This is a genomic window from Mesorhizobium sp. WSM4844 (genome assembly GCF_055811775.1).
Window position 1 is genome coordinate 92,683 of the sequence record NZ_JBVVQB010000021.1, and the last position, 14,773, is coordinate 107,455.

Here is a 14,773-nt window from a genome sequence, read left to right on the forward strand (position 1 = left end):
CCAATGGCAGCCGAGCGCCGACAGGGCGGTTATCTGCCTTGCTCGCTGCCGGAACAACAAGCAGCGAGCAGAAGCGGTCTGGCGTAAAAACGGCTACGTCAGATTGAACGGCAATTGACGCAGCGGTTTTCCCGTGAGCCGTGCTATTGCGTTGGCAAATGCCGGCGCCAATGGTGGCAAGCCGGGCTCGCCCATGCCCGTGGGCGGTTCGGCGCTAGGCACGATGTGGATGTCGAATTCCGGCACGTCCGTGATGCGCGCAACCGTATAGTCACTGAAGTTGCTCTGCTCGACGACGCCGTCCTTGAGCGTAATTGCAGAGCCTGCCAGGCACATCGACAAGCCCATGATCGCCGCGCCCTGTACCTGCGCCTCCACGGTCAGAGGGTTGACGGCCAGATTGCAGTGAACCCCGGCCGTGACCCGATGCAGTTTAGGCTGTCCATCGGCAACAGAGGCTTCCACCACGTAAGCGACCACTGAGCTGAAGGACTCGTGCACCGCCACACCCCAGGCCCGCCCCTCGGACAATTGCGTCTTGCCGTACCCGCTCTTGTCAACGGCCAGTTGCAATGCGTCACGATGGCGGATGTGCTGATCGCCGAAGAGCTGCATGCGGTAGGCTACAGGGTCTTGGTCGGTTGCACGCGCTATATCGTCGAGCAGGGTCTCCATCACATAAGCCGTATGGGTGGAGCCGACGCTGCGCCACCACAGAACCGGCACGTTGTCCTTGGGATGATGCACGGTCAGCCGCATTGGAAGCGGATAGGGAGCCCGCATGCCCTCCGTCGTGGCGGCGTCGATGCCGTTCTTCACCATGAACTGCTCGAACACGGTTCCGGTAAGTATCGACTGGCCGACGATGCTGTGATCCCAGGCCAGCACCTTGCCCTTTTTGTCAAAGCCGATGCGGGCGTGGTGCAGGTGCATTGGACGGTAGTAGCCGCCCCTCATATCGTCCTCGCGGCTCCAAAGCGTACGGATCGGTGCATTCAGCCCCGCCGACCTGGCGGCCTTGGCTATTTCGCAGGCCTCGACCACGGTGTCGGAGGTGCTGGAAAAGCGCCGACCGAAGCCGCCGCCCGACATCTGCACGTTAAGCACGACCTGTTCCGGCTTGAGGCCGAGCGCGGCTGCGGCAGCGGCGGCATCGGGTCCGGCACTTTGGCTTCCCATCCAGATCTCGGCACGATCATCGGCAAGCCGTACCGTGCAGTTCAGCGGTTCCATCGCCGCGTGGGCGAGATACGGGAACACGAACTCAGCTTCCAGCTTCAGCGGCGCCGTTTCCAATGGCACCGTGTCTGAATCGAACTGGCGCGGGCCGGGCCGACTGGCCATCTCGCGATAGTGCGCGAGTTGCCGTTCGCTATCGACCTTTTCAACGGCAGATGTGTCCCACTCCACCTTGAGGGCATCGCGGCCCTGAGACGCCTGCCAATATCCGTCGGCCACGACGGCCACGCCCTCGGCACCGCGATCCAGCGGCACGCGCAGGACGGCCTTCACGCCCTTGACCGCCCGGGCTGCGCTGTCGTCCAGGGTGGCTATCTTGGCTCCGAAGACGGGAGGACGAGCCACCACGGCCGTCAACTGTCCCGGCAGCTTGAAGTCGATGCCAAAACTCTGTTGGCCGCTGCTCTTGGCTTGAGCGTCCAAACGCCGGGTGGGCTGGCCGATGATGCGGAAATACTTGGGATCCTTCAGCGCAATCTTCTGCGGCACTGGCAAGGCCATGGCCGCCTCGGCAAGCTCTCCATAACCGAGCTTGCGGCCATCGGAGGCCAGAACCGCGCCGGCCTCGGTTCGCAGAGTGGACGCCTCCACATTCCAGCGGGTCGCCGCGGCCGCCAGCAGCATGGCGCGAACACGAGCACCCAGTTCGCGATACTGCGTAAAGCTGTTCTTGATCGTGTTCGAACCGCCGGTAAGGTGCATGCCGAAGAGCGGATCGACATAGGCCATGTCATTGGTGCCGAGTTGGCTGCGCACCAGGTTCCAGTCCGCATCGAGTTCTTCGGCAAGGATCATGGGCAATGCCGTTTGGACGCCTTGACCGAACTCCAGCCGGTTGATCGTGACCGTAACCTCTCCATTGGGCGCGATGTGGACAAATGCAGAGGGCTGCTCGGTCGGCTTCAGACTGGCTGCCGCCGCATCGGCCTCGGACGACTGCGCGACTGCCAAATCAGGGAAAATGCCGACAGCCAGGCCGAGGGTCCCCGCCAGCTTGAGAAAGCTGCGGCGTGGCATCGCCTGGACCGTCGTTGAACGGCCCCGTTCCATGATGTGTTGCAGCGCACGCGGCAGCTCTTTGTGATCCATGTTGGGGAACATATGCGTCTCCTTCAGACGAGGGTGCTGGCGGCGTCGGCTATAGCGGCGCGGATACGGGCATAGGTTCCACAGCGGCAGATATTTCCGGCCATGGCGGAGTCGATCTCTTCGGCGGTCGGCTGCGCGCCGGGCGACAGCGACGCGAGCAAGGCCGTCGCGCTCATGATCTGGCCGCTCTGGCAGTAGCCGCATTGTGCCACGTCGTGCCTGACCCATGCAGCGTGGACAGCCGCGCCGACACGGTCGGTGCCGTCGGTTGTCTTTTCAATCGTGGTGATCTTGCCGCTTTCAACGGCGGAAACCGGTGTGCTGCACGAGCGGATTGCCTCGCCATCCAGATGCACCGTACAGGCGCCACAGAGCGCTGCGCCGCAGCCGAATTTGGTGCCGCTCATTCCGAGCGTGTCACGCAGGACCCAAAGGATCGGAGTTTCGGGGTCAACGTCAACCTCGTGCTCTCGCCCGTTGATATTCAATGAGATCATGGCCGGAAGGTTCTCCTGGGTTGCTCCACCCGAACAGGTTTCCCAAGCGGCCTGGAGCTTCCCGGCCGACTGAGACATTGGCAATCTGGTGGCTAGCGCTAAAGCTAGCTCGCCGGGCGATGCTGGATTAGACAGCGCAATTTGCATGACCTTAGAAACGTGGTTTCTGAATGCGTCACACAGGCGAGCACGTCCGCGTTTGCGCGGTCAGCGCCGGCATTGCCGTTCACGGGGATCGAAAAGCAGTAGATGCGCCAGTTGCGGCGAACGGCCCTGAAAAGGACTGCTGCTTCCGCTTCGGAAGATCAACACCTAGGCCGCCAAACGTTAGCGCTGTGCATAAACCCGGCTAGAGTGGATTGAATCGAACGCTTGGTACCCGCCCGAGACCGTCCTCACAGATCGGGGAAGAGCGGCGCGGCCCTGCTCGTTGCAGACGTTCGGAAGGTCGCCATAGGTGGGAGGCGGCCGTTGCCGCGAGGTAGTTGCTGCCTGCCCGAGCCGGGACCTGGACAGCCATCAAGGCTTCCAGATGTCATTCCACTACCCGAGCGGTTTCGACATCGATTTCGTCGTGAATTTTCTCATCATGACGGAAACTGATCCAGCTGATCGGAATGGAGGCGAGATAAAGGACAGTCAGAACAACCAGAAACTCGCTGGGGTAGAGCACGACGGCCGCAACTAACCCTGCGACTGCTAAGAACAACGCGATCATCATCCACTTGGGGACTTGGCAAGCCCACTTCTTCCCGGAAAAAGTCGGGATCGTCGAAACCATCAAGAAAGCGATCAGAGCTGCGTGCAGCCCCGCAATCTGAACAGTTGCAGGTGTCGGCGGAGCCAGCGATATGGGCAACAAAACCGTTAGGGCAGCGGCCGGTGTCGGCATCCCAGTGAAATACGCTTTCTGCCATGCCGCTGCTGCCGAATTTGACTGCGCATTGAAGCGCGCCAGGCGCGCGGCCGAAGCAAGAGCGAATGCCATTAGGCACAGGCTGAACGGGCCGGTCATCAATGCCTCGCCCCAAAAGAAAAGCAGGACGATCGGCGCTACGCCGAAGCTAAGAAAATCCGCAAGACTGTCAAATTCGGCTCCGAACTGTGACGACGCATGCAATCGCCTCGCCAGACGGCCATCAAGACCGTCGAGCACTGCTGCCACGACGATCGCCAACAGTGCGAATTCGAACTCGTTTTCGATCGAGAAGCGAACGGAAGCCAAGCCCGAGCAAAGCGCCAGCGCTGTTATGGCATTGGGTATCTGCTGGACAAGTCGAGAATGTGTTTTGCGGCCATCCGATAGCGTGTTCTTGCTGTCGTTCAATGCCGCGTCAGCCGACTTGCGTTCATTCGCCATTGTCGATCTTCCTTTTCTCTGCCATCCCCTGCTATTCGCTCGAGATTGGTTCTGGTTCTGCGACGCAGCCAATGCCGCCCTCGCAAATATTCGGACGCGAGTTCGTCAGCGTAACCAGGAGGTCAAGCCGCTGGCGACCCTTTTGAATCGTTGGATCGACGGAGTGCCAAGCGGGACGATTGGAGAACAATCCGAGGATATCGTCTGTTACGAACTGAAGCTGCGATGTAAGGCCGTGAAGGAGGGAGCTTTCGTATCGAGCCGATATTTCGGATGGTCGGTACCCCATCAACTCCAACAGCGTTGGCGCTATCGCAAAATGAGTGGCCATGTTCGGATATTGCGTGGCGACTTTCTCAAAGCGCGCCCGAAGCTCCTCATCCCCGGTTGAAACCAACATTGGAACTATGGCTTCGTTCGGGTCTACATTCGTATATGAACTGCAGTGCGTGAGACGGCCGGCGCTGAAATTTTGTCCATGGTCCGACGTGTAAATCATCGTTGCGTCCCTCCAGTCGGCCCCATCGATCAAACGGGACAAAGTGCGGTCTGTCGACCAGCGCACCGCGTTTGCATAGGATTGAAGCGTCCCTGAGGTGCCGGCGTCGGATGCAAACTCCGCAGGCGACCCGTCACTGTAGGGGAAATGCGCGCCATTCTTGTTCGCGTAGATAAAAACAGGATCGCCGACGCTCATTTCCTTGAGCACGATATTAACGAGTTCATCGTCGAGATCATGCGTTCGAATCGCATTGTCCAACTTGTAGAATCGGTCGATCGAAATCGCTTCGGCGGGCGTCATGTAGTTTTGCAGTTTGCCATAGACGGTGACGAAACCTGCCTGGGCGTCTATGAACACGGTGCGATAACCTGCCCTCTTTGCATACTGCCAAACTGTCGGGCTCGCCTTGACTGACTGGACTAGATCTCGAGGATAGGCCATGAAGCGAAGCAATGCGTTCGATTGAAGAGAACAATTCGAGCCGGACACAGCGGGGCCAAAATCAATCAATCGGCTTCTGAGTTCGGCCAGTTGCGGAGTGACGGGGTTACGGGGCTCAAGACTTACGAAGTCGGACCGAATGCTTTCGTCGACCAGCAGCACGATAGCCCGCGCCTGTTTTCGTTCCGGCGTCATGGATACGATTTCCCGCTCCGGGAACGTTCCACTGTTCAACTTGTAAGCTGCGATCGCTGCCAGGGACAGCGGCGAGAACTGCTTCGGCAACGCTTCTGAACCTTTGCCCTCTCGATAAATAACCACGCCCGCAATGAGGACGATCGGCAACATGGGCACTAGTGGTGACCAGTATCTGGTCTTGCGTGTCGCCAGTGGCGGAAGGGAGGGGGGCATGGCGATTGCGACAACACCCAATATCGCGACAGCGACCGACCACCAAATCGCGTTGGGATAAAATTCGGACGCCCTGTGAGCCTCGTGACGGACCGTCCAGAAATTGAGAACGTCGAAGATGAAGAACTCGGACCCTTGGACAAGGTAATAGCCATAGGCTGCGGCGCTTGATATCGCGAGGGGGACGGCCCACAGGAGCCGAATGATCCAGTTGGGATGAAAGGCAGCGGCCAACACTGCCAACACAGAGATGACCCAGATGATGCTGAAGATCATCAAGGTCAGCTGGCGCTGATCGTCAATGAGCAAACGGATGCGGTCGATAAAGCCATGATTGGTGAGGAGGATCACTGCGAGCAGCAACGCGCATTTCAGGGCAAGAAGTGCCCCCCTTGTCGCATTGACACCGCCTTGCCTCCCCATTCCCTCCCCCCTTCTCTGTCGCCCAGCATTGGCCACGCTTTGGGGTGTTCAGGCGGGGAGTCTATCGTCGGCTAAGTTTTCGGGAAGTTCACAATATGACAGATAGATGACGTTGTCGGACAGCAGAAAGGCGGTGCCTATAAGCCATGCACCAAGCAAAGGGAGTAGAAGCAGGCCTAGCATCAGCCCGATGGGGAACAGGATACCTGCGCGACGTCCTCGGACGCCTCTCTGACGGACCACGTGCGGGCGGAATCATGTAGGCGAAGACATTACGGTTCAAAGTCTGGAACGAAGCAGGCGTGCGCGGCGTCGAACACCGCTCACCTTCGAAAAGCACCTGGCCATGTTGGGGTGGACGTCAGAACAAAGCGGGTCCGTTGCCGCAGGTCGCAGAGACTGCACGTGTGCTCAGGGTTGGAGGCCGGCGCATTGCGGAAGGTGGCTCGCCACTTTCCGATGGCGGGCGGATTCGAAAACGATGCCCGCATTCCGGGATGCAAATTCGAGCCTACTGCGACAAGGACTTCAGGTATGCGACAATATTCTGTCGGTCCTCAGGCTTGGACACGCCCATCGTCATCGTCGTTTTCGGAACAACCTCGCGGGGCGCCGCTAGAAACCGGTCGAGCGTTGCCTCGTCCCATACCAATCCGGACGACTTAAGGGCTTCCGAATAACGGAACCCCTCCATAGATCCGGCGGGCCGTCCGACAATGCCGCCGAGGCCGGGGCCGGCTTTTCTCTGGTCGGCGGTTGAATGACATCCTGAGCAGCGTTGAAACGCTCTTTGCCCCAGCGCAGCATCTCCCTCCGCAAAGGCAGGGACAGATACCGACAGAAGGGCCAAGGCAGAGGACGCGACGCTGAGCAGAATTCTTTCCACGCTAATTGTTCCCGAATTGGACGGCCAAAAGCCCGACCGGAAAAGCTTAGTGAAGAGATGATCCGACTTCGATTTGCTCGGGCTTCTATCTGGCGACGATAACCTCTGTGCCAAAGTCGGATTAGCTGGCGTTCGTTGCATAAGCCCAGAAGTGCGATTTCTAAGTACGCAGTTCCGATCGGCGAGCACGCCGCTCCAAATCGGCGAGCGCGCGCAGGTAAAGCCCCTCGAACAAACAACGTTGGAAGGGAAATCCCCTGAGGCATAGGCAGGCCCGGCGAACTTCCGCGATCACGCCATAACCGATCTGGCAAACTTTGCTACGCTTCCTTCGTGGCGAACCCCAACGCCGCCTGGCCGGCGCCAACCTAGGCAACCCCACCTCCCCGCTCCCTGCGGCGCCGGCCATCTTTCCGCTGATGCATGTCGCGCAAAAGCACGTCCTCGGGCTGGAACCGAGGGTGCGCAGCGTTTTGCAATACGGCGTGCATAACTTCAAAAAACTAAGCGCGCCGCATGCGTCGCATGGGTCCATTCCAACGCGACGCGCTTTAGGCAGCTACATCGGTTACGCCGTCACGCCACCGCGACCGGTTTTCTGTGCCGTCATCCAAGGCATAGCTGCAGAGGCGTCCTCGAGGATTTTGGCCGATCTCGCGAAGCTGGCGAAAGCCTCGCGTGCAACGGAAATGGGAACCTGGCCATCATAGGCGCGCTGGCAGGCGCGGAACGCCGTGTCAAAGATTGGCCCTCGGCGATTGTTCGGCCATTCCTGCAGGAACTCGAAAGCATCGGCCAAGCATTCGATTTCCTCCACCATGAACTCCCCTTTCCTGACGAAAACAGGCCGGTCGAAAGTCCTGTCGTTCATTAGAACCTCCATTCAACTGAACGAGCGTTTGAGCTTCCACGAGAGCCGTGAGCGACGGCTGCGGGAAATATGTGAAGCGCACTTTTTGCTGTCAAGGAACGGCCAATTCGGGACTGAAGCAAAACGCCTCGCAGGACTGAGACCGCATGCGGAACGTTGCTGTATGCCGCTGCAACCTGCAACCGAGGACGGTCTGAACTCCCCGATGAAACCGAACTCTCGCAAAGGCCGTCGGCAGCATTCGTCATGCCGGAAAGCCTGGACAACAGCAGAAAGCCCGCGCCCTCGGGGAGAAGACGCGGGCTGACCGGAGCTACCGATCTCGCAGCATTGTATGAGGGGACAATACTACGCTGCTGGCACTAAACTTTCGTCGCAGGACAGTGTTCCAGCCTCACAGGCTGGCGCAGGCAAAAAAGTCCGCCGTACCCGCAGGTGCGACGGGGCGATCAAGCGGTCACCAAGCACGGCTTGGGGGCTGAGAATGTGCCCGGTGCGCGCGGACCGAGAAGAATCATTCGCGTGCCGGCTGCCCGGCGTCTACCAACCGCCAGTTGGAAGAGTGGGCCGGACGGAGAGCCCGCGCCTCTGCTGGAACAAGGACACGGCCTATTCGGCGCGCTTGCTGGCTCAGTCCGGCGCGCGCCTGGACGCGGCTTCCGCGCCCGGTCAATTCGCCTGGAACAAAACATTCCAGAGGTGGTTTTCCCCATGAAGGGACAGACTTTTCGAAGGAGACGTCTCGTGAAAAAAGTTCTGATCACCAGTATGCTGGCCATAGGCGTTGGCTGTGGCGCAGCATTCGCTCAGGAACAGCAGCCGGCCCAAAGCCAGTCCGGCACCGACTGCCCGGCCGGCTCGGCCGGTTGCCCGGAAGGTGCGATGGGCGAACAGGGTAAGGCCGGCGCCACCACCGAGGAGCAGGCTCAAGGCAAGGCGAAGATGCAGACCGACGAGCAAGCCCAGGGTAAAGCCGGCGTAACCACTGAGCAGCAGACCCAGGGCGAGGCTGGCGCCACAACCGAGCAACAGGCGCAGGACAAGGCCAAGACCCAGACCGAGCAGCAGACCCAGGGCGAGGCCGGCGCCACCACCGAGCAACAGGCGCAGGACAAGGCCAAGACCCAGACCGAGCAGCAGACCCAGGGCGAGGCCGGTACTGCCACCGAGCAGCAGACTCAGGGCACTACTCAGTCACAGGATGAGACGGAGACCGGCGCGATCAGCAATGTGACCGTTGAGCAGAAAACGCAAGTCACCCAGATCCTCAAGCAGGAAAAGGTCGAACCGGTTGCCGACGTCGACTTTGACATCTCAGTCGGTGTCGAGGTTCCGCGGCAGAGGGTTGAACTGCGTCCTCTGCCACGGCGAATCATCGAGATCGTCCCGGCTTACGAAGAGTACCAGTATTTCGTGTTGGCCGATGGCCGTATCGTCATCGTCGACCCGGATACATTCAAGATCGTCCTTATTCTGACCTGACGCCCTAGTTCGGGTTAATCGAGGGGTCCGCTGCCCCCACGGCGGACCCCTCGTCTGCATCGACAAGTCTCTGCCACCGAAGGCACGGCTATTACGCCTGTTCAAACTGACAGGCTTTCTGCGTGTCGAGGTTCCTTCCAGCCGCTTCCCACCTGGATTACATCTGGACGGCGTCCTCCCTGCTCAAAAGGCCTGAGCTAGGACTTCGGTCTGGCCGCTTGCCGACCATGGGCTGGCCCAGGCAGTGCTTTGGTCCGGGACCGCTATGGCAAAAGCCTGAAATGGGGGAGTTTGTAGGAACCGAGTTCCTGCAGGCGTCGTTGCGATGCCGACACCGTGACAGGAGGCTGCAATGGACCCCAGCATTCACCAGGCACGTTGGCTGCTTTTTCCGGTATTTGGCCTGGTGTTCGGGGTCGCCGCCGTCGGGCTTTTCATCGGCTGATGAGGTCCACCGATGAAGGCAACGCACTCGCGCAGTCATGAGTCCCTTCCTGCGCCAGCGAGACCCACCGGTTCTCCCCCTTGAGACTGGTGGGTCTTGACACAGCCCGATGATGGCGAAAGCCTGATAAATCGGTGCAGTTCAGAAGATTGGCTTGGGCGAAGGATTGACTTGGGCGAATTCGAAATAGGCAGAGATGCAACATAGGGCGTGACGGTAAAAGGATATTCTGGCGTGCTATTGGCAAATTCATTGATCACAGACGCAATACGGCCGCAGCGCCCGAAGCATTGTGAGACAAGAGTTCTCGCCGGTGCGCGGCCTGCCCGGCCTCAATCGCAGCGCAGTCTCAAATCTCTTCGAGGGCTTCGCGTCGCCATCTGCCTGAGCGCATCAGCCTTGGTTCTCGTCGTCAGCCCCTACCGTGTGGCACAGGACGGCCTGTCCCTGACGCTAAGCCCACAGGCCGCCTGGGCACAAGGGAACTCTGGGAACGCTGGGAACTCAGACTCCGGCAACTCTGATTCCGGCAACTCCGGCTCCGGCAACTCTGGCTCCGGCAACTCCGGCTCCGGCAACTCTGGCTCCGGCAACTCAGGAGACACTGAAAGCCCCGGCAACTCTGGAAACGCTCCTGGAAATGCCACAGACCCTGGAAATGCCACAGACCCTGGAAATGCCGCAGCCCCACAGGCCACGGACCCGAACGGCAATGCGAACGAAACAAAAGCACTGAACGTCACTCCCCCGACAAATCCGGCTACCGCGCTAAATCCTGGCAACAAGCCCAAGACGTATATTAACGTGACCACTGGAGACCGGATCGAGGTGCGCGGGGCAAGCGTGGGTGTGGTGCATTCCAACGGGCTGAGCGAGCGCATCGACGGCGGCCATTACGAGATGCGCGATGCCATGGGCCGCACCATCATTCGGCGGCAGGCAAAGAAATCCGATCGGGCAAGACTGCTCCGGATGATCGAGTGATGGCGCGTTCCACTGGCCGCAAGGCTGTCTTGCTTCATGCAGGATCGCGGACAGGCGGATGCTGATGCTCGGTCGCGTCGCGCAATGTCATCGCGGCTTCGGTGCGGTTGCTCACATTGAGCTTGGCCAGAATCCGCGTCATGTGATGCTTTATGGTTTTCTCGTGCAGGTTCAGCTGAAGACCGATCCGCTTGTTGCTCAATCCCGCGGCAACGAGCGTCAGGATCTCTCTTTCGCGACTGGTGAGTTCGGCCAGAACGTCGGGTTTCTCGATCGCGGTTGGTTGGCTGGACAGGTCGACCAACACGCGCGCCGACAATTGCGGACAAACATACCGTTCGCCCATCGCCACCGTGCGCAGTATGGCGGCCAGGGTTCTCGATCCGACACCTTTTAGGACATAGCCTCTTGCCCCGCTCTGCAAGGCGGTCATGACGTGCTGGTTTTCCTCCGAAACGGTCAGCATCACGATTTTCAGATCCGGGTGCCGCTCCAGGGCCGGCTCGACTGCGCTGAGGCCCCCTCCAGGCACCGAGATGTCCATCAGCAGAATATCGAGCTGCTGGTCTTCCGATATCCGCAAGGCGTCATCTCTACTGCTGCCTTGGGCAACGATCTCGAACCCGCCGATCTGCTCGAGGGTGCGCACAACGCCTTCCCTGAACAGCGGATGGTCGTCGACAATGGCGAGCTTTATGGCCGCTGCCATCACGCCTGTCCTATTTCGACTGTGTTGAGAACCATTTTCACCACCGTGCCGTTCTGTGAAGATGTTACATCAAATTGGCCGCCGAGGCTTTCTACCCGCTCACGCAGCCCGATGAGCCCCAGCCGTTCAGGATGGATGATCTTCGGGTCGAAACCTGGGCCGGTGTCGGAAACCTCGATAGAAACGCGCTCCCCGTCGAAATGTTTCGCGACCGATTGATCGGCACCCCCGGCATGGTGAAAGCCGTTGTTCAGCGCCTCCTGAATGAAGCGAAAGATGCAGATCTTGGCCGCTGGCGACAAGGGTGTGTGGCTCCCGGTCATGGACAGCATCACTTTGACGCCGGTCCGCTCTTCGTGCGCTCGCACGGCAAGCTCGAGGATTTCCGTCAACTCGGCATTCTCGACATGCGGCAGCATAAGACCCTTGCTGACATTCCTGATTTCTCGCATCGCATCGTCCAGATTCGCTTTGACCACCTGCAATTCCCGTGCGCGCGCCGCAGCCGGCGTGGCAGGATCGGCTAGCACGGGGCTGTCAATCCCTAGCGCAGCGAGGGCAACCAGTTGCGCCGGCCCGTCGTGCAGGTCCGCGCCGATCCGCCTGAGGTAACGCTCGTTAAGTGCCGTGGCGCGCTGCGAAGCACGTTGCACCCGCAGCCTCAACATTCTGTTTTGAGCAACCAGGACGGAAAGTTCGGCAATGCGCTGCTTCAAGGAGCGGCTCTGCGAACGAATCGTGCGGCTGCCACGAAAAACGATCACCGAAAGACCGAGGAAAAAAACCGCGGTGACGGCTGCGACATCGAACCAGGTCCGAACGAGTGCCTGCCGGAGATCCTTTTCAAAATCGGTGGCGATCTCGTCGAATTCCAAAACAGCCACGACTTCGCCCGACCATGGCTGAAGCATCGGATTATAGATTTCAAGAAGATGCAGGCCGCTGTCCCTCTCAGCCTGGTTATCGTAGTGCCTGTCCATTTCAGCAACCATGTCGCCGGCGAATGCGGCCCGGAGATTGTCGCTGAGTGGAAAGCGCTTCCCGACCAGATTTTTATTGGTTGAATAGAGGATGGTGCCATCGCGGCGCCATAGCTTGAACGATTCGAGCCTTTTGCCGAGCGCGCCTTGGCCCAGCGTTTCATCCAGCGCGTGCGCAACGCTCTCGTCCAGCATCTCGCTCCTGCGCATGTCGGGAAGCAGCGGCGCGATGACGCTGTCGACGTAAAGAGCGGTAGAGGCGGCCGAGTTCCGGGTGACCGCGGCTTCAATCTGGCTTGTCACGGACATTCCAACCACGATCATCGCCGACAGCGAAAACAGCCCGCCGGCGAGCAGAAACTGAGTGGCCAGCGACAGTGCATTCCACCGATCGAGCAATCTTGTCGGTCTGTTTGGCGCCATATCTCCACCGGCCCGGTCGGCGGCGCGTCGCGCCAGCGGCACGATTCGAGAGAACCAGCCAATCTGTCGTCGAACGACGCTAAGTGACGCCATCTTTGATCTGCACCGATCAATAACAAGGGAACTTAGGGCTTGCAGGCTGGACGAAAACCGCAACCTTGCGGTTTTTTGCGCAAGCGCCACTGCCATGGTTGAGCGAGGCAGCAAATATGACGCCTCAACCACGTGCTACCGGCACCTGTCGCCCCTGGCAGCGGAGGAAGGTGCTGCGTACTTTCACTTCCGGTCGCGCAATGCTCTCACCGCTTGCGTAAGGGTCATCCGATCGTTGCCGTTCTTTTTGATCAGCCTGCTGACCTGGCTGGGCGAAACGCCATTTTCTCGCGCGAAATGCTCCACCTCGTAATACTGGTCCACCGACAGGCGGTCGCGGTCGAGAAACGATCGATCTTTGTTGTTGTCGTCCATTTCCGTTTTCCCACTGAAGCTCGTTTGAACATTGGACGCAAACGAGGGACCACCCGCCAAATCGAGGAATGGCGGGTGGTCCCTTATCGGCGCAGGAAGGGACTTAGCTGCGCAGATATCTTCGTCCATCAGCCACATCGTCAAGTCGGTCGTTCGTCAGCTGACGACTATTCCAATTGCCAGGAAGGCGATGGAGACAGCGAAGACCGGTGCAAGTAGCCAGCGGGCTTGGTGAACACTATTCTCCATCGATTCCTCCCGTGACGCACGCCGAGCAACGAGTGCTGGCAGTCGTGGTTCCGGGCCACACGCCATCGTCGCCCTTTGCGCACGACAATTCAGACTTAGGTCCAACGGCACGGCGTCTCTGGTCGGACCGAAGCCCAGCCGCGGAACGTTTGCAGCTGTCTCGTTGTTGAAGGCGAGCTTGGCGCGACGAAGATGCGTCCCAGCGCAAGACAGCTCATTAGGAAGGAAAAACTTATGAGAATGCATCTTTCCACTGCAGCCGCAGGATTTCTGCTGCTGGCAAGTGTCGGCGCCGTGGCTGCCCAGGACGTGATCATCCAGCCCGAACAGGAGACCGTCATCAGGGAGTATGTGAAAAAGCAGCCGCTCGCCTCGGTGAACCTGCTTGGCGTGGAGCTCAATATCGGCTCGGCGCTGCCCGAGACGGTCGAGCTTCATGAGGTTCCCGACGTCCAATATCGCTACGTCGTCGTCGACAATCGGACCGTTCTTGTTGATCCAGGCACACGCAGGATCGTTAAAATCATCGATTGACTGAATGGCCTGGGGAGGAGAAGCTCGCCGCTTGGACGCGGCGGGCCTTCTTGCCGTTTCGCTGTCGCCTACGGTTCATAGCGCCTACGGTTTCATAGCGCCCATGGTTCATAGCAATTGAAGCGTGCAGTCGGTGCGCCCCGAAACCCGCGGCATCGTCCTTTGGGCGCGACGCGTCAGACTTAGGTCCTACGCAAAGGCCTGCCGAATCGGACCGAAGCCCAGCTAAGGAACGTTTGCGGCTGCCTCAAGTTTGGGTAAGCAAGGCGCTGATGCCGTCCGGCGCAAATGGGCTTACAAGTCACAGACATAAAGGAGGCAGTTATGAGAATGCATCTTTCCACCGCAGCCGCGGGCCTTTCTCTGCTGGCCAGCGTTGGCGCTGTTGCCGCTCAGGACGTGATCATCGCGCCTGAACAGGAGACCGTGATCAGGGAATATGTGAAAAAGCAGCCGCTCGCATCCGTGGATCTCCCTGGGGTGGAACTCAATATCGGTTCAACGATACCCGAGACGGTCGAGCTTCACGAGGTTCCCGACGTCGAGTATCGCTACGTCGTCGTTGACAATCGCACCGTTCTTGTTGATCCCGGCACACGCAAGATCGTCAAGATCATTCAGTGACCTGAACCGAGGGGAGGAGACGCCCCCCCCGTGGAAAACCGCGGCGGGCGCCAATGCGATTGGCAGTGGCAAAAATCGAAAAAAAAGCACACATTTAGATTACCCCGCCCAGGCCGCGCGGGCCCTTTGCGCCCGTAAGGCGGCACGAGGTTGTGA

At 59.5% G+C, this 14,773-nt stretch carries 13 protein-coding genes; 4 read left to right on the forward strand and 9 right to left on the reverse strand.

Going from position 1 to position 14,773, the window contains the following annotated elements:
• Window positions 1–93: 93 nt before the first annotated feature.
• The 6 genes from AC0L2A_RS18350 to AC0L2A_RS18375 form a co-directional block, all read right to left on the reverse strand.
• A complete protein-coding gene (locus tag AC0L2A_RS18350) occupies window positions 94–2,340 on the reverse strand; it encodes a xanthine dehydrogenase family protein molybdopterin-binding subunit (protein ID WP_473609944.1) in 2,247 nt (748 codons plus the stop codon).
• An 11-nt stretch (window positions 2,341–2,351) separates the two neighbouring features.
• On the reverse strand, window positions 2,352–2,825 hold the full coding sequence (locus AC0L2A_RS18355; protein WP_091600597.1) for a (2Fe-2S)-binding protein: 474 nt from the start codon (window positions 2,823–2,825) through the stop codon (window positions 2,352–2,354).
• A 535-nt stretch (window positions 2,826–3,360) separates the two neighbouring features.
• Window positions 3,361–4,185, reverse strand: coding sequence for a CDP-diacylglycerol--serine O-phosphatidyltransferase (gene pssA / locus AC0L2A_RS18360; RefSeq protein WP_473609945.1), 825 nt, complete (start codon window positions 4,183–4,185; stop codon window positions 3,361–3,363).
• 31 nt (window positions 4,186–4,216) lie between these two features.
• Complete coding sequence (locus tag AC0L2A_RS18365; RefSeq protein ID WP_473609947.1) at window positions 4,217–5,902, reverse strand: sulfatase-like hydrolase/transferase; 1,686 nt, start codon at window positions 5,900–5,902, stop codon at window positions 4,217–4,219.
• Between the two features lie 571 nt (window positions 5,903–6,473).
• Window positions 6,474–6,989 (reverse strand): c-type cytochrome, encoded by a 516-nt coding sequence (locus AC0L2A_RS18370; protein ID WP_473609948.1) that lies wholly within the window; start codon window positions 6,987–6,989, stop codon window positions 6,474–6,476.
• A gap of 427 nt (window positions 6,990–7,416) precedes the next feature.
• Entirely contained in the window at window positions 7,417–7,719 is a 303-nt protein-coding gene (locus tag AC0L2A_RS18375; RefSeq protein ID WP_473495629.1) for a DUF982 domain-containing protein, read from the reverse strand.
• 744 nt (window positions 7,720–8,463) lie between these two features.
• Between AC0L2A_RS18375 and AC0L2A_RS18380 the strand changes: the two genes are divergently transcribed.
• Together AC0L2A_RS18380 and AC0L2A_RS18385 are read left to right on the forward strand one after the other, a co-directional pair.
• Window positions 8,464–9,201, forward strand: coding sequence for a DUF1236 domain-containing protein (locus AC0L2A_RS18380; protein ID WP_473609949.1), 738 nt, complete (start codon window positions 8,464–8,466; stop codon window positions 9,199–9,201).
• 844 nt (window positions 9,202–10,045) lie between these two features.
• On the forward strand, window positions 10,046–10,630 hold the full coding sequence (locus AC0L2A_RS18385; RefSeq protein ID WP_473515811.1) for a hypothetical protein: 585 nt from the start codon (window positions 10,046–10,048) through the stop codon (window positions 10,628–10,630).
• A 34-nt stretch (window positions 10,631–10,664) separates the two neighbouring features.
• Here the strand turns inward: AC0L2A_RS18385 and AC0L2A_RS18390 are convergent, their stop codons facing one another.
• The 3 genes from AC0L2A_RS18390 to AC0L2A_RS18400 all read right to left on the reverse strand — a co-directional run bounded on the left by AC0L2A_RS18390 (window position 10,665) and on the right by AC0L2A_RS18400 (window position 13,339).
• Window positions 10,665–11,339, reverse strand: a complete 675-nt coding sequence (locus tag AC0L2A_RS18390; protein ID WP_473513718.1) for a LuxR C-terminal-related transcriptional regulator — start codon at window positions 11,337–11,339, stop codon at window positions 10,665–10,667.
• A complete protein-coding gene (locus AC0L2A_RS18395; RefSeq protein WP_473609961.1) occupies window positions 11,339–12,742 on the reverse strand; it encodes a sensor histidine kinase in 1,404 nt (467 codons plus the stop codon). Before AC0L2A_RS18395 ends, AC0L2A_RS18390 begins: the two co-directional genes overlap by 1 nt.
• A 276-nt stretch (window positions 12,743–13,018) precedes the next feature.
• On the reverse strand, window positions 13,019–13,339 hold the full coding sequence (locus AC0L2A_RS18400) for a DUF3606 domain-containing protein (protein ID WP_236376641.1): 321 nt from the start codon (window positions 13,337–13,339) through the stop codon (window positions 13,019–13,021).
• Window positions 13,340–13,693: 354 nt separating this feature from the next.
• Here AC0L2A_RS18400 and AC0L2A_RS18405 point away from each other — a divergent pair, with 354 nt between their 5' ends.
• Both AC0L2A_RS18405 and AC0L2A_RS18410 read left to right on the forward strand, forming a co-directional pair.
• Window positions 13,694–13,993: a DUF1236 domain-containing protein gene (locus AC0L2A_RS18405; RefSeq protein ID WP_027156174.1), complete on the forward strand. Its 300-nt coding sequence runs from the start codon at window positions 13,694–13,696 to the stop codon at window positions 13,991–13,993.
• A 324-nt stretch (window positions 13,994–14,317) separates the two neighbouring features.
• Window positions 14,318–14,617, forward strand: a complete 300-nt coding sequence (locus AC0L2A_RS18410; protein WP_473609951.1) for a DUF1236 domain-containing protein — start codon at window positions 14,318–14,320, stop codon at window positions 14,615–14,617.
• The last annotated feature ends 156 nt before the right edge of the window (window positions 14,618–14,773 follow it).